The 18,959-nt window shown below is 70.8% G+C and carries 23 protein-coding genes and 1 pseudogene; 12 read left to right on the forward strand and 12 right to left on the reverse strand.

Going from position 1 to position 18,959, the window contains the following annotated elements; all coding sequences use genetic code 11:
- Positions 1–220 precede the first annotated feature (220 nt).
- On the forward strand, positions 221–631 hold the full coding sequence (locus tag BKA05_RS04880; protein WP_218842286.1) for a hypothetical protein: 411 nt from the start codon (positions 221–223) through the stop codon (positions 629–631).
- On the forward strand, positions 609–1,136 hold the full coding sequence (locus tag BKA05_RS04885) for a hypothetical protein (protein WP_179530429.1): 528 nt from the start codon (positions 609–611) through the stop codon (positions 1,134–1,136). The genes BKA05_RS04880 and BKA05_RS04885 overlap by 23 nt, the downstream gene beginning before the upstream one ends.
- A 39-nt stretch (positions 1,137–1,175) precedes the next feature.
- Here the strand turns inward: BKA05_RS04885 and BKA05_RS04890 are convergent, their stop codons facing one another.
- The 7 genes from BKA05_RS04890 to BKA05_RS04920 all read right to left on the reverse strand — a co-directional run bounded on the left by BKA05_RS04890 (position 1,176) and on the right by BKA05_RS04920 (position 5,396).
- Positions 1,176–1,550, reverse strand: coding sequence for a hypothetical protein (locus BKA05_RS04890; RefSeq protein ID WP_179530430.1), 375 nt, complete (start codon positions 1,548–1,550; stop codon positions 1,176–1,178).
- Positions 1,547–1,789: a hypothetical protein gene (locus tag BKA05_RS04895; protein WP_010832688.1), complete on the reverse strand. Its 243-nt coding sequence runs from the start codon at positions 1,787–1,789 to the stop codon at positions 1,547–1,549. The genes BKA05_RS04890 and BKA05_RS04895 overlap by 4 nt, the downstream gene beginning before the upstream one ends.
- Positions 1,786–2,082: a hypothetical protein gene (locus BKA05_RS04900; protein WP_179530431.1), complete on the reverse strand. Its 297-nt coding sequence runs from the start codon at positions 2,080–2,082 to the stop codon at positions 1,786–1,788. The genes BKA05_RS04895 and BKA05_RS04900 overlap by 4 nt, the downstream gene beginning before the upstream one ends.
- Positions 2,079–2,318, reverse strand: coding sequence for a hypothetical protein (locus BKA05_RS04905; protein ID WP_179530432.1), 240 nt, complete (start codon positions 2,316–2,318; stop codon positions 2,079–2,081). The genes BKA05_RS04900 and BKA05_RS04905 overlap by 4 nt, the downstream gene beginning before the upstream one ends.
- Positions 2,315–2,611 (reverse strand): hypothetical protein, encoded by a 297-nt coding sequence (locus BKA05_RS04910; protein ID WP_179530433.1) that lies wholly within the window; start codon positions 2,609–2,611, stop codon positions 2,315–2,317. The genes BKA05_RS04905 and BKA05_RS04910 overlap by 4 nt, the downstream gene beginning before the upstream one ends.
- 75 nt (positions 2,612–2,686) lie before the next feature.
- Complete coding sequence (locus tag BKA05_RS04915) at positions 2,687–3,691, reverse strand: DUF932 domain-containing protein (protein WP_179530434.1); 1,005 nt, start codon at positions 3,689–3,691, stop codon at positions 2,687–2,689.
- 115 nt (positions 3,692–3,806) lie between these two features.
- On the reverse strand, positions 3,807–5,396 hold the full coding sequence (locus tag BKA05_RS04920; RefSeq protein WP_179530435.1) for a ParB/RepB/Spo0J family partition protein: 1,590 nt from the start codon (positions 5,394–5,396) through the stop codon (positions 3,807–3,809).
- Between the two features lie 309 nt (positions 5,397–5,705).
- Between BKA05_RS04920 and BKA05_RS04925 the strand changes: the two genes are divergently transcribed.
- The 5 genes and pseudogenes from BKA05_RS04925 to BKA05_RS04945 all read left to right on the forward strand — a co-directional run.
- Entirely contained in the window at positions 5,706–6,161 is a 456-nt protein-coding gene (locus BKA05_RS04925; protein ID WP_179530436.1) for a hypothetical protein, read from the forward strand.
- A gap of 241 nt (positions 6,162–6,402) precedes the next feature.
- Complete coding sequence (locus BKA05_RS04930; RefSeq protein WP_179530437.1) at positions 6,403–6,795, forward strand: single-stranded DNA-binding protein; 393 nt, start codon at positions 6,403–6,405, stop codon at positions 6,793–6,795.
- Between the two features lie 14 nt (positions 6,796–6,809).
- Positions 6,810–7,838 (forward strand): DUF4192 domain-containing protein, encoded by a 1,029-nt coding sequence (locus BKA05_RS04935; protein WP_179530438.1) that lies wholly within the window; start codon positions 6,810–6,812, stop codon positions 7,836–7,838.
- An 11-nt stretch (positions 7,839–7,849) separates the two neighbouring features.
- Positions 7,850–8,005, forward strand: a complete 156-nt coding sequence (locus BKA05_RS04940) for a hypothetical protein (protein WP_170124597.1) — start codon at positions 7,850–7,852, stop codon at positions 8,003–8,005.
- A 1,045-nt stretch (positions 8,006–9,050) separates the two neighbouring features.
- Positions 9,051–10,166 (forward strand): annotated as a pseudogene (locus BKA05_RS04945) (IS256 family transposase); the annotation flags it as partial.
- A 422-nt stretch (positions 10,167–10,588) separates the two neighbouring features.
- Here the strand turns inward: BKA05_RS04945 and BKA05_RS04950 are convergent.
- Positions 10,589–11,029, reverse strand: a complete 441-nt coding sequence (locus BKA05_RS04950) for a flagellar basal body-associated FliL family protein (protein WP_179530439.1) — start codon at positions 11,027–11,029, stop codon at positions 10,589–10,591.
- A gap of 159 nt (positions 11,030–11,188) precedes the next feature.
- A complete protein-coding gene (locus BKA05_RS04955) occupies positions 11,189–12,088 on the reverse strand; it encodes a cation diffusion facilitator family transporter (protein WP_179530440.1) in 900 nt (299 codons plus the stop codon).
- Between the two features lie 68 nt (positions 12,089–12,156).
- Between BKA05_RS04955 and BKA05_RS04960 the strand changes: the two genes are divergently transcribed.
- The 5 genes from BKA05_RS04960 (at position 12,157) to BKA05_RS04980 (ending at position 15,599) form a co-directional block, all read left to right on the forward strand.
- Complete coding sequence (locus tag BKA05_RS04960; protein WP_179530441.1) at positions 12,157–12,822, forward strand: DsbA family protein; 666 nt, start codon at positions 12,157–12,159, stop codon at positions 12,820–12,822.
- Positions 12,819–13,400, forward strand: coding sequence for a vitamin K epoxide reductase family protein (locus BKA05_RS04965; RefSeq protein ID WP_179530442.1), 582 nt, complete (start codon positions 12,819–12,821; stop codon positions 13,398–13,400). The genes BKA05_RS04960 and BKA05_RS04965 overlap by 4 nt, the downstream gene beginning before the upstream one ends.
- Positions 13,401–13,422: 22 nt before the next feature.
- Positions 13,423–14,199: a cytochrome c biogenesis CcdA family protein gene (locus tag BKA05_RS04970; RefSeq protein WP_179530443.1), complete on the forward strand. Its 777-nt coding sequence runs from the start codon at positions 13,423–13,425 to the stop codon at positions 14,197–14,199.
- Between the two features lie 17 nt (positions 14,200–14,216).
- The gene (locus tag BKA05_RS04975) at positions 14,217–14,777 is read left to right on the forward strand and encodes a redoxin domain-containing protein (RefSeq protein ID WP_179530444.1); all 561 of its coding nucleotides are present in this window, start codon (positions 14,217–14,219) and stop codon (positions 14,775–14,777) included.
- A gap of 258 nt (positions 14,778–15,035) precedes the next feature.
- Positions 15,036–15,599 carry a DUF3152 domain-containing protein gene (locus BKA05_RS04980; RefSeq protein ID WP_179530445.1) on the forward strand — a complete coding sequence of 188 codons (564 nt, stop codon included), beginning with the start codon at positions 15,036–15,038 and terminating at the stop codon, positions 15,597–15,599.
- Positions 15,600–15,611: 12 nt separating this feature from the next.
- Here the strand turns inward: BKA05_RS04980 and BKA05_RS04985 are convergent, their stop codons facing one another.
- From BKA05_RS04985 to BKA05_RS04995, 3 genes are read right to left on the reverse strand one after another with little or no spacing between them, the layout of a single operon-like run.
- Positions 15,612–16,574 carry a M56 family metallopeptidase gene (locus BKA05_RS04985; RefSeq protein WP_179530446.1) on the reverse strand — a complete coding sequence of 321 codons (963 nt, stop codon included), beginning with the start codon at positions 16,572–16,574 and terminating at the stop codon, positions 15,612–15,614.
- Positions 16,571–16,933, reverse strand: a complete 363-nt coding sequence (locus BKA05_RS04990) for a BlaI/MecI/CopY family transcriptional regulator (protein ID WP_179530447.1) — start codon at positions 16,931–16,933, stop codon at positions 16,571–16,573. The genes BKA05_RS04985 and BKA05_RS04990 overlap by 4 nt, the downstream gene beginning before the upstream one ends.
- On the reverse strand, positions 16,930–18,801 hold the full coding sequence (locus tag BKA05_RS04995) for a bifunctional copper resistance protein CopD/cytochrome c oxidase assembly protein (protein WP_179530448.1): 1,872 nt from the start codon (positions 18,799–18,801) through the stop codon (positions 16,930–16,932). The genes BKA05_RS04990 and BKA05_RS04995 overlap by 4 nt, the downstream gene beginning before the upstream one ends.
- Between the last annotated feature and the right edge of the window lie 158 nt (positions 18,802–18,959).

The raw sequence follows: 18,959 nt of genomic DNA on the forward strand, positions 1-18,959 counted from the left end.
CGAACCGAGAATGCAAGAGGTGTGTGGCACTTGGTCGGTCGCGGAAATCTGGGGGGACGCTGAGGGGCATGGGTGACGGGTGGGGCGTCGGGTTCGGATCGGGTGGGCTGAACGGGTCGAGGGAGCGGGTTTGAAGGCTTCTGCGGTTCGGTGATCGCTCGGGGTCCGGGAAATGTCGTAGGTGACTGTCAGGGTCCATGTCGACACGAGTGAGGACCGGATGAGTCAGCAGACGATCAAGCAGCAGGCACGGCGTACGGCGCGGGAGATGGCCGAGAAGCGGCGGCGCGAGCGCGAGGAGCGGGAGCGCCGGGTGATCGACCTGGCCGAGCGGGTCATGGTCGCGATCGGTGAGCGCGACGCGGCGGTGGCCGAGACCGAGAAGCGAGCCGGTGAGGCGCTGCGGGAGTTGACCGAGCGCGAGGGCCTGTCCCTGGGCGAGGCCGTCGAGTGGTGCGGCGAGACGATCACCGTGCGCGAGGCGACGCGACTGCGGCGGCTCGCCAGTGAGCCGCAGGCAGGCGACGATGGCGACCAGGACAGCGACCGTGACGGCGCGCAGGGCGGCGACGATGCGGCGCTGGCGACCGCTGGGAGTGGGGGAGCGGGTGCCGGTTCGTCGGCTGGATGACGCCGGCCTCGCGGCGGTCGCGGCAGCGATCACCGATCCGGCCGTGCTCGCGCGGTACCGGACGAAGGTCGCCACGGTGCCGGGGAGCGAGTGTCTGTGGTGGACCGGCGCGGTTGCCGGTCGGTCCGATCGTGAGCGCACGGACGGCGGCGGACATGGCCGGTTCTGGTACGCGCCAGGGCGGGTGATCATCGCGCACCGGTTCGCGTTCGCGGTGATGAACGGGGTGGACGCGCTCGCGGAGGCGCGGCTGCTCGGGCATCGGTGTCACAACCCGCTGTGCCAGCGGATCGCACCGGATCACGTCGTGGTATCGAGCGCGGCGCAGAACCGCCGGGAGTGGTCGGTGCAGCGGCGGCTGCCGTACAGCCCGCTGGCCGATCCCCGCGGGCCGCGACGGCGGGCGCGGGAACTGCGCGACCTGGCGCGCGAGGACCCGCAGCTGGTGGCCGACGACCTCGCGCGGCTCCAGGAGCTGCTGGGCGAGCAACTGACGCTCTGGTGAGGTTGGGCGGACGCAGAAGGCCGCCCGCAGCGGACAGCGCTACGGGCGGCCTGCGGCCTGAGGGTCAGGCGGGCTCGCCGTCGAGGAGGCCCCGAGCGTCTCCCACAGGTCGAGGTAGCCGTCAGCGTCCTCGGGCGACTGCTCGCCCCACGTGGCGTGAAGATCGCGGATGCGGTCGAGTCGGTCGAGACGGTCGGGGAGCGCGTCACGGGCGGCGGCGATGAACTCGACATCGGCGGCATGGCCGGTGGTCTTGAGGCCAAGCCGGTGGTCGTGCCCGGTGTAGTAGGCCACGAGGATGTTGTCGGGCAGCAGGGCGTCGGCGGCGGTGGCGCGGATCTTGTCACCATCCGGAGTCCAGGCGCCGGGCGTGGCGCGTGCCTCCAGAGCGCGCAGGGTGGCGTCGTCGCTCATGCGGGCTGGTCCTCCCGGGCGGCGAGGTCGAGCCGCCCGGATGCGGCGGTCGCCACGGCGGTGATCCGGGCGGCCAGCGCCCGCAACTCGGCGGGCGTGCCCTGGATCGCCACCACGTCGTCACCGGCGAGGGTGAGGACCGGCTGACGATGCTCACCGGCACCCACCCAGTCCTCGCCGGGGGTGAACACCTGGACGCTGGTCTCGCGAGCGGCCAGCCACTCGATGTGCGCGCTCATGGGGTCACCTCGGCGGGCGCGGTGCCGATGAGGCGGCGGAACGCCCCCACGTCGGCCTCCAGGGTGAGCAGACGCCGGTGCTGATCGTCGGCTCGTGCGGCGACCTCGGTCAGCACCTCCCGCAGGCCGTCGAGGAAGGCGACAACGTCGCGGGCGCTGAGGTCTCCGCGTGGCGGGATCGGCACGCGAAGGTCAGCCGCGTAGGGAACTGCGTTCATGGCTACGCGGATGGCGCGCTGGTCGTCCGCGCTGATCACAGTGCCGGTCGGGTCGGGCTGGGTCTGCTCGGTCATAACTGCTCCTGTTCGGTGGTGCGGTGGGTGTGCTCGGCGTGCAGGGCGTCCAGTGCCGTGGCAACACTGGACAGGGCCGCGTCCAGGTGGGCGCGGGCGGCCTCGGGGGTCCAGCGGCGTACGTCGCGCAGCCGGTGCTCGATGACGATCAGGTCGCAGGCCGTCTCGCTGAGGGTGTGCCGGTCCTTGGCGGCGCTGGCGTCGACGTCGGCGGGCGTGGCGGTCGGCTGGCTCATCGCAGGACGTCCTCGATCGCGCGGCGCTTGGCCTCGTCGAGCGTGCGGGTGTTGATCGCCCAGCGCTGCCCGTAGCCGCCGCCGATGTCGGCGTAGAACCCCGGGGCGAGGTAGGTCGCGTGGTCACCGGGCGTGATCCGGATCAGGTAGATGCGCCCATGGGCGTGGACGCTGGCGGTGTGCGCGGTCCAGCGACCCGGCCAGCGGTCGTCGGCGTCCACGGTGTGCCACTCCACCGGCGTGGTGTCGGGCGTCGCCGGGGCGGCGCTGGCGTGGGCGGTCGTGTCGGTCATGGCTCCTCCTTCGGTTGAGCCGGTGGCGGGCCGGACTCGGGGTCTCAGCCCGCCACCGCAGGAACTGGCGGACGGTCAGGCCGGGGCGAGCGCGGTCCAGGCGCGGCGCTTGATCCGGTCGGGGTCGTCGCTGGTGAGCACCCGCGTGGCGCGGGCGGCGTGCTCGTCGCCCTTGGTGCGGACCGGGGCGTAGTGGTCGACGTACTCAGCCACGGCCTGGTAGCCGGCCCACGCGGTGTCGCGGATGCCGGCCTGGGTGTCGGCGTCGGCGAACAGCCAGTGCAGCCGGGAGCGGCGGCGGCGCTCGGTCTCGCGGACTCGCTTGGTGGCGTTGGCCTCGGCCTTGCCGAACGTGGCGTCGATCAGGGCATCGAACGCGGCGTCGGTCATGGTCTGCTGGATCAGCCGCTCGGCCTCGACCTGGAACGCGTCGACGTAGGTGAACGTCAGCCCGAGCGCGTCGCGGGCGGCCTGCACGGCGGCCTTGGCGTTGCGGGTGTGCCGGATCGAGAACGACGACTCGTGGTTGCGCAGGGCCGCGCTCTGGGTGTTCGCACACACGACACGGACCGGGGTGACGAGGATGCGGAACGCGCTGGACCCGTCGTGGCTGTTGAGCGCGGCGATGTTGAGGTCGACGCGGTCGCTGCCGCCGACCGTGAGCGAGTCCGGCAGCTGCATCGTGATGAACACCTGCCGACCGCCGCGCAGCGACCCGGCGGTGTCGAAGATCGCGCCCGACTCGTCGGCCAGCAGGTTCAGGAACTCGGCGTGGTCCTCGTTCTGCAGCGGGGTGTAGCCGCCGCCGACGACGCCGAGCGCCTCGGGCGCTCCGGTGAACGGGTTTGTGCGCACCGTGGCGAAGCCGGGGACCTCGATGGCGGTGACGCCGCCCTCGCTGACCTCGGCGGTGGTGAGCGGCAACTTGCGGACGTCCCAGCCGCCCAGGTGGCCGAGCCTCATGGCCTCCTCGGCGGTGAACGCGCGGTCACGGACGGTGGTGCCCAGCCGGTGCCAGGCGTCCTTGCGGGCGAAGACGGCTGCTGCCTGCGTGCCGTGGGTCTCGATCTCGTGTGACATGTCGGGGTCCTCCCTGTGTCGGAATCAAACGATCTGACTTCATTCTATGGTTTCTATTCCACTTAGGCGGTTCTCCACAGGAAGAACCGCCCTCAGGTGGGGGAGGGGGAGCCGATCAGGTGGCGCTGTCGCTGGCCTCGTCGGCGTCGTCGTCGCTGTCGTCCTCGGTGCTCGGCTGCGGCTCTTCGCCGAGCAGGATCCGCTCGACCTCGCTGGGCTGGTAGCCCCACTCCACGAGCGCGCCGAGCACGCGGGAATCCCACGCGGTCGGGTTGCGCCACGAGTGCTTGCCGGTCGTGGCCTCCCACGCGGCGACGATCGCGGCGAGGGTGGTCATGGTCGCGGCCTTCGGCGTGCTCGCCTTGGTGGCGATCTTGTGGCACTCGTCGTGGCCCGCGCCGTAGTAGCCGGTCGGGACGTCGATCCCGAGCAGCGTGAAGATCATCGGGTGCCGGTGGTCCATGGCCTTGCTCAGCGAGTGGTGGCCGGTGACGACGGCCTCGCAGATCAGGGCCTCGGCTCCCTTCGGGGCGGTCTTGCGGGCCACGAACCCGGCCAGCCACTCGCGGCGCACCGTCTCCGCGCTCGCCCAGGCCTTGTTGTTGGCGATCACGCGGCGGCGCTCCTCACGGCGGGCCTCGACATCCTCCTCGCTCTCGCTCTCGTCCCCGCTGTCGGCGGTGGTGCTGCCGGACCCGCCGCCGCGACGACGCAGGCCGGAGGCGGCGAGGTCGGTGACGACCCACACCGGCACGTACTGCTGGTAGGGCTCGGCGGGCTCGTAATCGTCGTCCTCCTCGTCGCTGCCGTCCTCGCTCTCCTCGTCGTACTCGTCCTCGGGGTAGACCCACTCCTTGACGACCTGGACGCGAGCGCCGGGAACGTTGGGCCACTCCTCCTCGGGCAGCGGCTCGCCGTCCTCGGTGACCAGCCGCTCGATGCGCAGCACCTCGTCGGCCTCCGCGACCTCCTCGGCGCTCAGCACCGGCAGGCCCTCGGCGCGCAGCCGCTCGACCTCGGCGGCGTCGGCCTCGCGCTCGGCGGCCTCGTCGCGCAGCCGCTGGGCCTCGTGGGCGAGCGAGCGACGCCACCGCTTGGCGTTCTCCAGGCGCTGCACGGCCTCGGGGTCGTGCTCGAACTCGGCGAAGATCGCGGCCTCCTCCAACGTCAGGTCACCGGAGTCGAGCCGGTTGCGGCTCTGGTCGGCCTTGGTGACCGCCAGGGCGGCGTTCACGGTCGGGCGGTCGATGCTGGTGCGCTTGGCGATCTGCGCGGCGCTCACGCCGAGCAGGGCCAGCTGCTCCACGCCAGCGACGATCTCGGCCTCGCGCATCCCGGCGCGGTGAATGTTCTCCACCATCTGGTCACCGATCCGGTCGGCGTCGGCGGGCTGGGGCACGACGCGGGCCGGGATCAGGCCGGTGGGGGTGCCGACCTCGGCGGCGGTCACGGTGCGGCGCTGGCCGCGCAGCAGGACGTACTGGCCGGCCTCGTTGCAGTAGACCGTGACGGCCTCCAGCACGCCGCGCTCCTTGATCGACTTGCGGAACTCCTTGTGGTCGGGGCGCAGGTCGGTCCGGACGTTGCTGCCGATGATGATCTCGGCGGGGTCGAGGTACAGGAACTCCTCAGCCTGGACGGGCTCGGCGGCCTCGGTGGCCTCGTCGGCGGCGGTGTCGGCGGGGGTCTGGATGGTGTGGGTCATGCGGCTGTCCTCCGTGAGTAGAATAGAAAGAACTGACAGGACTAAGTCTCCCAGCGGAGGCCGACGCCTACCGGGCCACAGGGCGAACCTGTGGAAAGGTGGGCGCCCGGCGAGGGTGGGGAAAGCCCGGCCTCACGGGCGCGGACTCTGCTGCGGCGGCGCGGCGCGGCTGCACCTCGTAGCTGGCTGGAACGGAAGGAATCGAGCGAGGGTGGGAACGGCTGAGCAGGGCCTCGACCGGGAATGCAGCGGCGTTGGTGTTAGCCGCAGCAGCTCGACGCCGGCGGACGACACCAGGGGAGTGATCAGGTGACGAGCCAGACCACGATCCCGGTCGGGATCTACTGGAAACCCGGCGTGTGGGACCTCGCACGATCGGCCTACCTCGCAGACCTGGACACCGACGCCGAGTCACCCGGCTCGTTCGTCGGCTGGCTCGCCCAGGCGCTCGAACTCCACGCCCGGCGCTCACCTCAGCAGCGGTCCGAACTCGCGGCCGCGGGTGAGAAGCATCCCGCCCTGGTCAGCGTGACCCGCAAGAGCTTCAACAAGAAGCACGACCTGCCCGCCTCGACCATCGAGGCGGTCGAAGACGCGCTCGTGGCCGACCGTCAGGAGCTCGGCCGGATGCTCGCCCGCTCGGCGTTCGCCCAGGAGGCAGTGATCGCCGCGGCCGAGGAGGCCCGCCGGCGGCTGGGCCGCGACCTGCCGCCGCCACCGCAGAAGCTCAGCAACCGACCGCCGCGGCGCCGGCCTGCCCGGTAGCCGGCGAGGACGACGCCGGCAGTTGGGTCGGCACCTCGTCCTAGCGTGCTTCCCAGCGCCCCGATCCGGTACCCGAGAGCCGGTCGGGGCGCTTCTGCGTCCCCTGGGTGATCTCCCGCTGGCCGCCCGCCGAGCTCGAGCGGTGGAAACGACTTCGGCCGGTGTGATCGCTGCCGGGCCTGGATGACACCTAGGTGACTGCGGGACCGATCAACGTCTCGCAGTCACCTAGGAGGAAGCCATGTCCACCACCGTCACCTTCGCCGGCAACCTGGCCGAGGCACCGGAGTTGCACCACACCCGGGAGAACAACAAGCCGTTCGTCACCTGCCGCGTCCTGGTCAACCGCCGGATCCAGAACGACCAGGGGGAGTGGGTCAGCGACGAGCCCACCGCCCACAACGTCAAGATCTTCGGCTCGGCAGCCACCCACGTACACGACAGCTGCGGATCCGGTGACCCGATCTTCGTCCACGGCCTCGAGCGCACCGAGAGCTGGCCGGACAAGGAGACCGGCGAGAAGCGCACCAAGGACGTCGTGGTCGTCGACAACCGCTTCGGCGAGGTCGGCATCTCGCTCAAGTACGTGTCCGCGCGCATCGACCGCGCCCCGCACGCGGCCCAGGCCAGCTGAGGAGGTTCGCTCCAATGGATCTCGTCGTTCAGTCCCCGGACGAGCTGCTCGCCGCGGTGCCGCACGTCCTCGGCTTCAAGCCCGAGGAGTCGATCGTCCTGGTGCCCTTCCGGCCCGGACTGCCGATCACCCGCGTCGACCTGCCCCGGACCGCCGCCGATCGCGAGGAGGTCTGGGACGCACTCAGCGGCCCGTACGGCCGCCACGCCCGGCCCGGTGCCCGCCTCGCCATCATCTGCATCACCGAGGACCGCCGCAGCGCCGAGCTGGCCAGCCAGCACCTGTCCAACCGTCTCCAGGACGTCGGCATCACCACCCACATCAGGCTGTGGTCCGACGGCGAGCGCTGGCGCGAGTTCAACACCGGCCAGACCGGGCTGCAGACCCCCTCGACCGCTGAGCGGATCGCGGCCGCGACCGTGCTCACCGGCGCCGCCCAGCCGGCCGCCAGCCGCGAGTCCCTGGCCGCCTCGATGGTCGGCGACCGCGAGCCCATCGCCCAGCTCCTCCCCGCGGCCCGGGCCGCGGCCGCGGACAGCCCTCCCGCCCTCGAGCGGGACTGGGCACTGGACCGCCTCGAGCAGTTCCACGCCGACGGCAACCGGCTCTCCGACGTCGACGGCGCGCGGATGCTGGTGGCGCTGGAGACGATCAGCACCCGGGACGCGCTCTGGGAGGACATGAGTCGGGAGAACTCCACCTTCCACATGGCCATCTGGACCGACCTCACCCGCCGCGGCCCGGACGAGGTCCGCGCGGCGCCGGCCTCCATGCTCGGCTTCGCCAGCTGGCTGCACGGCGACGGCGCCAAGGCCTGGTGCGCGCTCGACCAGGTGCCCGCCGACCGGCCCTACTCCATGGCCGCCATCGTCGCCTCGGCCTTGCAGAACGGCATCCACCCCCGCGAGTGGGAGCGATACCAGACCCAGATGCGCGACATCGCCGCCGACCTAGACGAGTCCTTCGTCCCCAAGCCACCCGGCCAGCAGCGCGACATCCCGGGCACGCAGCCCGTCACCGACCGCCCGACCCCGGGCCGCTGAGGAGGACCCCGATGAACCACGACGACGACACCCCGGTGCAACACAGCGCCACCGAGCGACAGCTGCGACGCCTGGTCGTGCCCGAGCCCGCGGCCTACGCCCCCGACAAGCGCCTTGACGTCATCCACGAACCCGACCTCGACCTACTGTGGGGAGGCCAGGAATGAGCACCCCTCGCACCGACGTCGACGAACGGCGGAGGCCGCCCGGAATGTTGCACGCCACGGCGTACCGATCACGTGCTCGGAGGCAGCGGAACGGCTGCGACGCACCGTCGAACTGGTGTCCGGGCTGGTTTTCGTCCTCGACGACGACGGCATGTTCACTCCGTTGCCCAGCAGGAGATTCCCCGGTGGCAGAAGAGACCGGGTTCGCAGACTCTGTCGCCTGCGCTGCCGTTCACTACGCAGGCCAGCCCTACTACCCCGAGAACCCCCAGACCTAGCGAGTCGAGCTCGCGGTTCCCTGGGACACCGCAACTGCGCGGGTGCATCTGCTCAGCGCACCATTGGTTGCGCGGCTCACCGGCCCCACTCCCAGCTGCAACCAGAAACAAGTTGAAGCGGCGCGGCTACTGAACAGGCTCAGCGCCGACGTGGCCTTCGAGTTCTCGCGTGATCTCACTTGGCGCCTCGCGCTTCCGTGGACCGCCCCGCCGGGCTGCCATGCGGCCTTTGTTGTTGAGCCGTCTTCGAGGAGCCTTCACCGTTTGGCCTGGGACGCGGCTGCTCCGCAGGTCAGCGGGGTTCATTGGGAGCCCTGTCCCTCGCCAAGCCGGGCCTCGTACGACTGAGCGGCATCCTTCCTGGATCCGCGGCTCGCGGACGGAGTCACGCCTCATCAGGATGCTCCTGCGCAGTCGGCGGGTCCGAACCGTCGACAGAGACGATGCCCGGCCGAGGCGGTGGCACCGACCGCCGGAATGATTACGGTGCGTTTCCGCGCCGGACCGCCTCCTGACTGCCGCGAAGACCGGGAGTCGGTAACGGGTCGGGCGGGTCTGGTGCACGGATCGCCTGAGCTTTCACGGCTTATAGGCGGTGAAGCAGGCGGCCCCCGACCGCCTAGCCGGCGCAGGCTCAGTTGAGTCGCCGATAGTGGTGTAACGCGGTCGCCGAGATCGTCGCCGGCGTGTACGGCAGACGTGGGCGCGGCCACCGCGTGATCCTTTCGAGTTCACCTCCTACAGCTCACTCGAACGGAGTCATCACGATGACCGCTGCCCACATTGTCGACCCTGCGCGCCTGCTCGGCGAAGCCCTCGCCGAAGCGTCCCCGGATCTGATGCGATCGCTGCTGCAGACGATGATCAACGCCCTGCTGTCCGCTGATGCCGACGCGGTCCTCGGCGCCGAGTACGGCCGCCCCTCCCCGGGCCGGATGGCGCAGCGCAACGGCTACCGCCATCGCGACCTCGACACCCGGGTCGGCACCATCGATGTGGCGATCCCCAAGCTCCGCAAGGGCACCTACTTCCCCGAGTGGCTGCTCGAGCGCCGCAAGAGGGCAGAGACCGCGTTGATCACCGCGGTCGCGGACTGCTATCTCGCCGGCGTTTCCACCCGGCGGATGGACAAGCTGGTCAAGACCCTCGGCATCGACTCGCTGTCGAAGTCGCAGGTCTCGCGGATGGCCGCTGAGCTCGACGAGCACGTCGAGCAGTTCCGTCACCGCCCCTGGATGCCGCTGGCCCGTTCACCTTCGTCGCAGCCGACGCTCTGACGATGAAGGTCCGCGAGGGCGGACGGCTCATCAACGCCGTGGTGCTGCTGGCGACCGGTGTCAACGGCGACGGCCACCGCGAGGTCGTCGGCATGCGCGTAGCCACATCCGAGACGGGTGCGGCGTGGAACGAATTCTTCGCCGACCTCACAGTACGCGGCCTGACCGGGGTCCGGCTCGTGACCAGTGACGCCCACCCCGGCCTGGTCGACGCGGTCGCAGCCAACCTGCCCGGCGCGGCCTGGCAACGGTGCCGCACCCACTACGCAGCGACCTGCTGTCGGTGACGCCGAAGTCGATGTGGCCAGCGGTCAAGGCGATGCTGCACAGCGTTTACGACCAGCCTGACGCCACTGCCGTGCACGCCCAGTTCGACCGGTTGCTGGACTACGTCGCCGAAAAGCTCCCAGCGGTCCACGACCACCTCGACGGCGCCCGGGCTGACATCCTGGCCTTCACCGACTTCCCCAAGGACGTGTGGACCCAGATCTGGTCCAACAACCCCGCCGAGCGACTCAACCGCGAGATCGTCGCCGCACCGACGCCGTGGGGATCTTCCCCACCCGCGAGGCCATCGTCCGCCTCGTCTGCGCTGTCCTGGCCGAGCATGTCTTCGCGTCAGATGTCACCTGATCGTGCAGAAGTCCCAACCGTGTCGCGTTGAGGCCCCGAAAACCACGACGAGGGCCGCCTCGCCAGGTCGCATCGGAGCAAGAAGTGGGAGCCAGGCGATTGACGCCTTTCCCGCGCTGCGGGCAAGGGCTTCACCACAGCCCCGCCGTTCCGCGAAGAGACGTCTGGCGCGGCACCACGGTAAAGACCGCTGCGCGCATCGCCGCCCCGGCGGCTGAAGGACGATTGCTGGCCAGCCTGGCCAGCCTGGCCATCGCCGACGGAGCGGCCGTCTTGGGGGTGCCTAGGCGCCCGCTGGGCGTGGCGCCCCGGCGTGGGCTGCCCGGCGCGACGACCCGGGCGACTTCGCGGGACCCGGTGTCGGGTCGAGTTGTGAGCCGACCGGGCGCGGTCCGTCATTGAGTCACGAACTCCGTGATGTAGACGTCAAGCACCTCGTCCTCGTACAGCTCGACGACCCGATCGACCAGGACCTCGCGGAGTTCTTCACGTCGCGAAGGCTCGGCTAGCCCCTCGACCTTCTCGCCGGTGTAGACGTTGATCAGGGCATCGAGTGCCTTGCTCCCGTCGACCTCCTCCGTCACCTCTGCTGACAACTGCAGGGCGATGCCGATACGCAGGTAGTGACCGGCCTTCAGGTTGACCTGGATCGCCTCCAGGGCCAGGACCTCTCCCGGCTCCGGCTCCGCAGGCTCGGGTGCGGGGCGAAGCAGGAACCAGTAGGCACCCCCTGCTGACGCCAGCAGCAGCACGACGAGGGCGAGGATCTTCTGTCGACCGCGAGTCTTCGCCACACCGTCGTCGGGCGGGCTCGAGGTCGAGTCCTTCGTGGCCATGACTGGGGTCCCTTCGTCCGCGATCGGGGCCGGTGACGACCCGTGGGACCAGTCCGGCCCACGCACTCCATATTCGGTCGATCGTCTGGCCGCCTGAGGCGATCTACTACACGTACTAGTAGATGGGTGCCGCGTGCCGTGCCGGTCAGTGGACGTGCGTCACCACGTCGCCCGGTGGCACTCGGTGTCGGGGTCGACCTCCACCTGGAGCGTGGCGTGGCTGATGCCGTGGTCCTCCTGGAGCACTCGTTGGGCGGTCGCGAGGATGTCATCGGCCGTGGGCCCTGCCTCGACCACGAGGTGGGCGGTGGCGACCTCCATGCCGGACGTGAGTGTCCACACGTGCAGGTCGTGCAGGTCGCGGACGCCCGGAAGCGACTCGAGGTCGCGGATCAGGGAGTCGATGTCGAGCTGCGCGGGGGCGTGCTGTCCTAGCACGGCCAGGACCTCGCGCCCGAGCAGGAGCGCGCGCACAGCGACGAAGGCGGCGATGGCGACGGCCAGGAGTGCGTCCCAGCCGGAGCTCCCGGTCGTCAGCACCAGCACGCCGGCGACCAGCACCCCGACGCTGCCTAGCGCGTCGGCCATCACCTCCAGGTAGGCGCCCTTGACGTTGAGCGACTCCTGAGCGCCGGCCCGGAGAAGCGCGAGGGAGACAACGTTGACCAGCAGTCCGAGGCCACCGACGACCAGCATGGGTCCGGCCTGCACCTCGACCGGCTCCCCGCGGCGGGACCACGCCTCCACCAGGATGTAGGCGGCGACCCCGAGCATGACCAGGACGGTGAAGCCGGAGGCGAGGACCTCGGCGCGGTACGAGCCGTAGGTGCGCCGCCCCGAAAGGTCTGGACGGGTGGCGATGGCGGTGGCCAGCAGGGCCGCGCCTAGGGCGACCACGTCGGCCGCCATGTGACCGGCGTCGGACAGCAGGGCCAAGGAGCCGGTGAGGATTCCGACGGTCAGCTCGACCACGAAGAAGGCGGCGACCATGGCGAAGGTGACCGCGAGCCTCCAGCGGTGCCGCGCACCTGCGTGTCCGTGTGCGTGCCCGGCTCCCATGACGCGTCCCCTCGTCCGTGTTCGATCACTGGCTACTATCGTCCATAGTAGACATGAAGGGAACTCCCATGACCAACCAGAACAAGGCCGCGGTCGCGCTCGGCGTCCTCGTGACGATCGCGGTGGTAGCGATGCTGCTGGTCGTTCAGTCCCGCGGAGGTGACCAACCCGCACCGGTCGCGACCGGCTCGCCGGAAGAGTCGATGCTGGTCCGCGAGGACAGCCGGATCCTCGGGGAGGAGGGCAGCAGCGGAGTCACCGTCGTGGAGTTCTTGGACTTCGAGTGCGAGGCATGCGCCGCCGCCTACCCGGCCGTGGAGCAACTGCGGCAGGAGTACGCCGGCGAGGTCACCTTCGTCGCGCGATATTTCCCGCTGCCGGGTCATTTCAACGCCGAGCGAGCCGCGCGCGCCGTGGAGTCGGCTGCGCGACAGGGCGAGCTCGAGGCGATGTACCAGCGGATGTACGAGACCCAGGCCGAGTGGGGCGAGGCGCAGGTGCCGCACGACGACCTCTTCCGAGGCTTCGCCGAGGAGATCGGCCTCGACATGCAGCAGTACGACGCCGACTACGCCTCGGATGAGGTGGCCGCCCGGGTGCAGCGCGACGTCGACGACGGCCTGGAGCTCGGGGTGCAGGGGACACCGACGTTCTACGTCGACGGCGAGCCGCTGCAGCCGCGGACCTACGAGGACTTCACCTCCGCGATCGACGCGGCGCTGGCGTCGTCGTGACGGGGGACCAGCGCCTGGGCCTCGGCCTGGCCGCGGGTGGCGGGGTGGGCCTGGTGGCGGCTGCGGTGCTGCTCGTCGAGCGATTCCGGTTGGCCGACGACCCGGCGTACATCCCCTCGTGCAGCGTGAACCCGGTGCTGAGCTGCGGGTCGATCATGGAGTCGTGGCAGGCCGCACTCCTGGGCTTCCCCAACCCGGTGATCGGCGTGGCAGCCTTCCCTGTTGTGATCACGACAGGGATGGCGCTGCTCAGCGGTGCCGTGCTCGCGCGCTGGTTCTGGCAGGGCCTGCAGGTCGGGGTGCTCACAGGGCTGGCGCTGGTTGGGTGGCTGGTGTTCCAGAGCCTCTACCGCATCGGCGCGCTCTGCCCGTACTGCATGGTCGTCTGGGCCGTGGTGTGGCCGATTGCGTGGTACGTCACGTTGCGCAATCTGCGCTCCGGGGCGCTGGGGCGCTGGGGCGCGGAGTCGCCCGTGGTGGCCCGCGCCCAGGAGTGGCACGGCCTAGTGACCCTCCTGCCGTACGCCGCGGTCATGGTTGCCGTCCTGGTCCGCTTCTGGTCCTTCTGGACCGGGTGATCGACATGCAGGGAGAAGCCCAATGAACGGGGGGGCACAGGGAGCGATCCTCGACGGATCCATGGTGCTCGCGCTGCCGGTGGCCGCGCTGGCCGGTCTGCTCTCCTTCTTCACGCCGTGCTCGCTCCCCCTGGTGCCGGGCTACCTCTCCTACGTCGCCGGGATGGCCGGCTTCGGTCCGGAGAGCGGCGAGGCCGGGACCCTGCGTCCGCCGAGGGCGCGTCTGGTGCTGGGCACGGCACTCTTCGTGGCGGGCTTCGCGCTGGTGTTCACAAGCTACGGCGTGGCGCTGGGCTCCCTCGGGTCCCTGCTCCTGGAGCACCAGGAGACGGTGTGGCGGGTCTCGGGCGTGGTGACCATCGTGCTCGGCCTGCTCTTTGCTGGCGCTGCTGCGAGGGTGCCGGGGGTGCGCCGCACCCTCCGCCCGCGCTTCGCGCCCCGCGCGGGCCTGGCAGGCGCTCCCGTGCTGGGGGCGGTCTTCGCGGTGGGCTGGACCCCGTGCATGGGACCCGCCCTGGCCGCAGTCCTCACGCTCTCGACCTCGGCTGCTTCAGCCGAGCGAGGCGCGGTGCTGTCGCTCGCCTACGCGCTGGGCCTCGGCCTGCCGTTCCTGGTCGCCGCCTTCACGGTCGGCTCGGCTATGAAGGTCTTCACCGGCGTACGACGGCACGCACGCAGCATCGCCGCGGCAGGCGGCTCCATGATGGTGGTCCTGGGGGTGCTCCAGGTCGCAGGGGTGTGGGCGGTGCTGGTCGCCTCCCTGCAGGGCCTCATCGTCGACTGGCAGGCGCCGCTGTGAACCGCTGGGGTCGAGCCGTGGTGCTCCTCGCCGTCCTTGGCGTGCTCGCCAGCGCCGTGGCGCTGGCCCTGGCGTTGCGGCAAGCAGAGGACGGTGGGGGGCGCGGTCAGTCCACTGACCTGGTGCAGCAGTTCCTACCGGAGGAACGTCGCGTTCTCGGGGACTTTTCTGTGGAGCTGCTCGACGGTCGCCGGTTCGACCAGTCCGACCTGATCGGGACGGTGAGCGTCGTCAACGTGTGGGGATCGTGGTGCGGACCCTGCCGTACCGAGGCCCCTGACCTCGTCCGGGTGGCGCGCCGGCTAGGAGATCGGGTGAACTTCCTGGGGATCAACGTCCGTGACAACCCGGCGTCGGCGCAAGCATTCGAGCGAGCCTTCGAGATCCCCTATCCCAGCGTGCATCCGGACGACGCCGGTACTGCGATCTTGGCTTTCGACGGGGCGTTGACCGCGGCGGCGGTCCCCAGCACCGTGGTGCTCGATGAGCAGGGCCGGGTCGCCGCGCGGGTCGTCGGCCCGGTGGACGCCGCGACGTTGCGCGGCCTGGTCCTCGACGCCCTCGGTGCCTCGAGGTAGGTCGTGAGGTCGAGATCGTTGAGGGCCCACCCCGACGGACCGCGGCACAGAGCGGGACGGGCGGCGCGTTCGTACCGGAGTGCCCGCGCCGGCCTGTTGCTCATGGTCCTCGCGACGGGGGGCGTCCTGGCTGGTGCTCCGCTGTTCCCCGGCGTGAGCGATCGCGGTGCGCTACCCGTGGACGTCGACCAGCCTCGTCGACCCGACGCGCAGGTCGGTCCTGGGCTGGTGGGGGCCCAGCCCGTGCACCCCGGCGCCGTGGTGAAGCGGAAGGAGCCGCGAGCGGTGCCTGAAGCCGGCTCCGGTGAGTTCGAGGTCGCCGCAGCCCCGGACCTCCTGCCGGGCTCTGCCGACGTGGCCTACACGGTCGAGGTCGAGCGGCCACTGCCCTTCACCCCGGCCGAGGTCGCGCGCGAGGTCGAGGCCACGTTGAGGGATCCCCGGAGCTGGGGAGGCAGGTTGGGAGTCACCCTGCGCCGGGTCGAAGCAAGGCCCGGTCTACGCATCCTGCTGGCCACACCTGCCACGACCGATGCCCTGTGCGCTCCGCTCGACACAGCGGGGCGCGTGTCCTGTCGCAACGGCCCGCTGGTCGTGCTGAATGCCGTGCGCTGGGCCTCGGCGGTTCCCTGGTACGCCGACGCAGTGTCGAGCTATCGCACCTACGTGGTCAATCACGAGGTGGGGCACGCGCTGGGGCGGCCACACCAGCGGTGTCCGGGGCCGGGATCGCCGGCACCGGTGATGCAGCAACAGACCTACGGGCTGCAGGGGTGCCGACGGTCGGTCTGGCCGTCCCCGGCCGAGGTGGGAGGAAGCTGAGGTCCGGGCAGGTCAGGGACGGGCGACCGCTGCGGCGTCCAGCCGGCAGCAGTCGCGGGTCGCGGCCTCGATGCCGGGGGCAGCCGCGAGCGCGATGGGCATGGCGAGCACCACGCCGATGGCCGGAGCGACGAGGACGCCGGTCCACGACCTGCGTGCCGGGGTGGCTGCGAGCCGCCTGACCCGCTGCACCGATGCGGTGTCGCTCGCACCGAGGGCTACCTCCGGACGCGCGCCAGCGCCCATGGTGACCAGGGCGCGGGCCAGGTCCCGCCGCTCGGCAGCCGTGCTGGCGCTGTCGTCCGCCGACATCTCCACGAGGACCCGCACGCGCACGGCCGCGAGCCGGAACAGGGGCACCGCCGGGAAGGTGCGCAGCAGCGCCTCGGCCAGGACGATCGGCAGGTGGTGGCGTGCCGAGAGGTGTCGATGCTCGTGTCCGACCACCAGTCTGCGCTCGGCATCGGTCAGGAGGTCGACAGCGGCGCTCGAGAGCACCACGGCACCAGCCCGGCCGGGAAGGCAGTAGGCAAGGGGTACGTCGGTGTCGATGATCGTGAACCCGTCCGGGTGGGTATGGCCGACGAGCTGGAGGTGCGCTCGCTGGCGGCGGCGACGGGCGCTGTCACGCAGGCTCAGGCGTACCACTGAGAAGCCGAGCGCCCCCAGGAACATCCCGACCGCGGTCAGTCCCACGATCCCGGGCCATGCCCCGAGCGGGGTCTCGTAGTGCGCGATGACCACGGGTGAGTGGGAACCGAGCTTGTCCGCGAGATAGGCCTCGAGCGGTAGCCAGGGCAGAGCGAGGACGACTCCCGCCAGGGCGGCGGCGAGCACGACCGAAAAGGAGACGGCCTGCCAGGCAAGGACACCGTTGCGCGGGGAGAGGTACTGCCAGGACCCGCGATCGATCAGACGACCGCCCCAGGTGGCGGCGATGACCGCCCAGGTGAGCAGCAGCACGGCCGCGGTCACCGGTCGGTACCGTCGTCCAGCAGGGCGGCACGAAGCTCGTCCACCTCCGAGCGGTCCATCCGGCCCAGCAGATGGAGCAGGGCCGCGGAACGGTCCTCACTCGCAGCGAGGACCTCGTCGAGCAGCATCGCCGTGTGCTCCTCGCGACTGGAGATGGCGGCGTACAAGTAGGCCTTGCCGTGCTTCTCGCGTCGGACGAGTTTCTTTGAGTGCAGCTTGTCCATCACCGTCATGACGGTCGTGTAGGCGAGTGGCCGCTCCCTCACGAGGTCCTCGAGCACCTCCCGCACCGAGACTGGCCGGCCCCACGTCCACAACCGGTCCATGACCGCGGCCTCGAGCTGACCCAGCTGTCTCATGATCGATCGGCCTCCTCGGCAGTCCCAAGGACCGCCGTGCTCTGGGATGGCTGCATCGTATCCGTCCTGGCGGACAGACCTGCAAGGTAGGCGTTGTAAGCGTGTAGCTGACGGTCGCCCTCACGCGCCTCGCTGCGGTCGAAGCGTCGTCTCTCGCGCCGGTCCGCGGAGACCCAGGAGACCAGAAGGGCGACGGCGATGACGGCGAGGGGATATTCCCCGAGCAGCCATCCCAGCGATGCTCCGAGGTACTGGTCATCGGCCAGGGAGTCGCCCCAGGTGCGCCCTAGGGCGGCGTACCACTCCTCGGCCAGAACCCGGGTGCTGGCCATGAGGCTGACCGAGAAGAGTGCGTGGAAGCCGAAGGTGACCATCACCAACAGGGTCCTGATGGGGTAGGTCGGGCGGCGGAGCCCGGGATCGATCCCGACCAGGCACTCGGCGAAGAGGTACCCCGAGAGCAGGAAGTGGAGCGTCATCAGCACGTGGCCGGTGTGGGTCTCCAAGGAGAGCTCGAAGAGGGAGGAGTAGTAGAACGCGACCATGCTGACCACGAAGAGTGCCGAGGCCACGATCGGGTGCCCCAGCAGCTGCGCCGGGAGCGAGTGCACCGTCTGCAGCAGCCACTCCCGAAGTCCGCGCGAGCCGTCGTCGCGCCGGCGCAGGGTCCTCAGCGCGAGGGTGACCGGTGCCCCGAGCACTAGGAAGACAGGCACAGCGGTCGCGATCGTCATGTGCTGGATCATGTGCATGCTGAACAAGACCCGTCCGTAGGTCCCGGGAGGCCCGTTGGTCGCCCACAGGAAGAGCACGCAGCCAGTCAGCCACAGCGCCGTGCGCCACCAGGGCCAACGCACTCCGCGGGTCGCGAGCCTCCGGACAGCCAGGACGTACCAGACGGCGGCCGCGAGTCCGAACGGCAGGAAGAGGCTGTCGATGCTCCAGCCGGACCACCACGCCCCGGCGTCGAGGGGCGGTGGCAGCGACGAGCCGAGCATCGCCTCGGCGGCGGTCAACGGACGGGGCGACCCGGAGGGGGCCGGAGGAGCGGTCCGCGTCAGCGCCACGCCCGTGCCGGCAGCACCCACGAGGATCGCGGCCTCCAGCGCGAGGACCCTCCAGAAGCGGGTGCGCCCGCCCAGATCGGCCTCGCTGGCCAGCCGGTGTCGTTGGCGGTGCCCGAGACCGGCGAGCACGACCACAGCCGCGAGCTTGAGCCCGAGCAGCGCGCCGTACGTCGACACGATCGCGCCGGGCGAGGGCAGCCGTAGCGCTGCGCCGAGGACACCGGAGACCGTGACGAGAAGCAGCCCCCACGTGGCGAGGGTGGAGAAGTGACGGATCGGCGCCCCGGCGCCGGTGCCCAGGTAGGGGCGAAGCAGGACCAGCGCCAGCAGTCCGCCGGCCCAGACGCCGATGCCGACGAGGTGGAACATCTGCAGGTTGACTGCGTCGATGTGCTGCAGCGTTCCCGCCGCATGCCCGGTGAGCGCCATCGGCCAGAGCCCGGCGAGCGAGAGCAGTGCGGCCACGCCGAGGAAGGCGACACTCGAGGCCAGCGCACAGGTGGCGGCCACGGCGGCGGCGAGCACGGCCCCCCACAAGAGGTATCGACCGAGCTCGTAGCTGGTGGCGAAGAACGCCGCTTGCTCCCAGAACCCGGGTGCGTCGAGCCGGCTCCCTGAGGCGTCGGAGTAGACAAGGCCGATCAGCACGAGGTTGCCCGACAGCCAGGCGGCGGCCGATCCTTGAGCCAGCTGCACCGCCCGGCGACGCACGCCGGTCACGCTGCGCTCCGATGAGCCTGGCTCGGGTGCCAGGCACGTGGCCGCCACGACCAGGAGGCCGACGGTGAGCAGCGCAGCCATGTCACGAAGGGCCTGCACGACAGGTAGTCCGATCCTCGTGACCGGCCCTGGCTCGGGCAGCCCGGCGATGCCGAGTGGGGCGAGCGCGCCGGTCGCCCACGCCACCAGCAAGGTGACCGCGACCCACCATCCCGCGAACGCGAGCAACCGCGTCCCGG

Origin of the sequence: Nocardioides marinus, assembly GCF_013408145.1 — a bacterium.
Taxonomy (GTDB): domain Bacteria; phylum Actinomycetota; class Actinomycetes; order Propionibacteriales; family Nocardioidaceae; genus Nocardioides; species Nocardioides marinus.

Excerpts from the sequence above, each read along its gene's own strand:
- BKA05_RS04880 (WP_218842286.1), top strand. The coding sequence starts at position 221 with ATGAGTCAGCAGACGATCAAGCAGCAGGCACGGCGTACGGCGCGGGAG.
- BKA05_RS04890 (WP_179530430.1), bottom strand. The coding sequence starts at position 1,550 with ATGAGCGACGACGCCACCCTGCGCGCTCTGGAGGCACGCGCCACGCCC.
- BKA05_RS04895 (WP_010832688.1), bottom strand. The coding sequence starts at position 1,789 with ATGAGCGCGCACATCGAGTGGCTGGCCGCTCGCGAGACCAGCGTCCAG.
- BKA05_RS04900 (WP_179530431.1), bottom strand. The coding sequence starts at position 2,082 with ATGACCGAGCAGACCCAGCCCGACCCGACCGGCACTGTGATCAGCGCG.
- BKA05_RS04905 (WP_179530432.1), bottom strand. The coding sequence starts at position 2,318 with ATGAGCCAGCCGACCGCCACGCCCGCCGACGTCGACGCCAGCGCCGCC.
- BKA05_RS04910 (WP_179530433.1), bottom strand. The coding sequence starts at position 2,611 with ATGACCGACACGACCGCCCACGCCAGCGCCGCCCCGGCGACGCCCGAC.
- BKA05_RS04915 (WP_179530434.1), bottom strand. The coding sequence starts at position 3,691 with ATGTCACACGAGATCGAGACCCACGGCACGCAGGCAGCAGCCGTCTTC.
- BKA05_RS04920 (WP_179530435.1), bottom strand. The coding sequence starts at position 5,396 with ATGACCCACACCATCCAGACCCCCGCCGACACCGCCGCCGACGAGGCC.
- BKA05_RS04930 (WP_179530437.1), top strand. The coding sequence starts at position 6,403 with ATGTCCACCACCGTCACCTTCGCCGGCAACCTGGCCGAGGCACCGGAG.
- BKA05_RS04935 (WP_179530438.1), top strand. The coding sequence starts at position 6,810 with ATGGATCTCGTCGTTCAGTCCCCGGACGAGCTGCTCGCCGCGGTGCCG.
- BKA05_RS04940 (WP_170124597.1), top strand. The coding sequence starts at position 7,850 with ATGAACCACGACGACGACACCCCGGTGCAACACAGCGCCACCGAGCGA.
- BKA05_RS04950 (WP_179530439.1), bottom strand. The coding sequence starts at position 11,029 with ATGGCCACGAAGGACTCGACCTCGAGCCCGCCCGACGACGGTGTGGCG.
- BKA05_RS04955 (WP_179530440.1), bottom strand. The coding sequence starts at position 12,088 with ATGGGAGCCGGGCACGCACACGGACACGCAGGTGCGCGGCACCGCTGG.
- BKA05_RS04960 (WP_179530441.1), top strand. The coding sequence starts at position 12,157 with ATGACCAACCAGAACAAGGCCGCGGTCGCGCTCGGCGTCCTCGTGACG.
- BKA05_RS04970 (WP_179530443.1), top strand. The coding sequence starts at position 13,423 with ATGAACGGGGGGGCACAGGGAGCGATCCTCGACGGATCCATGGTGCTC.
- BKA05_RS04990 (WP_179530447.1), bottom strand. The coding sequence starts at position 16,933 with ATGAGACAGCTGGGTCAGCTCGAGGCCGCGGTCATGGACCGGTTGTGG.
- BKA05_RS04995 (WP_179530448.1), bottom strand. The coding sequence starts at position 18,801 with ATGGCTGCGCTGCTCACCGTCGGCCTCCTGGTCGTGGCGGCCACGTGC.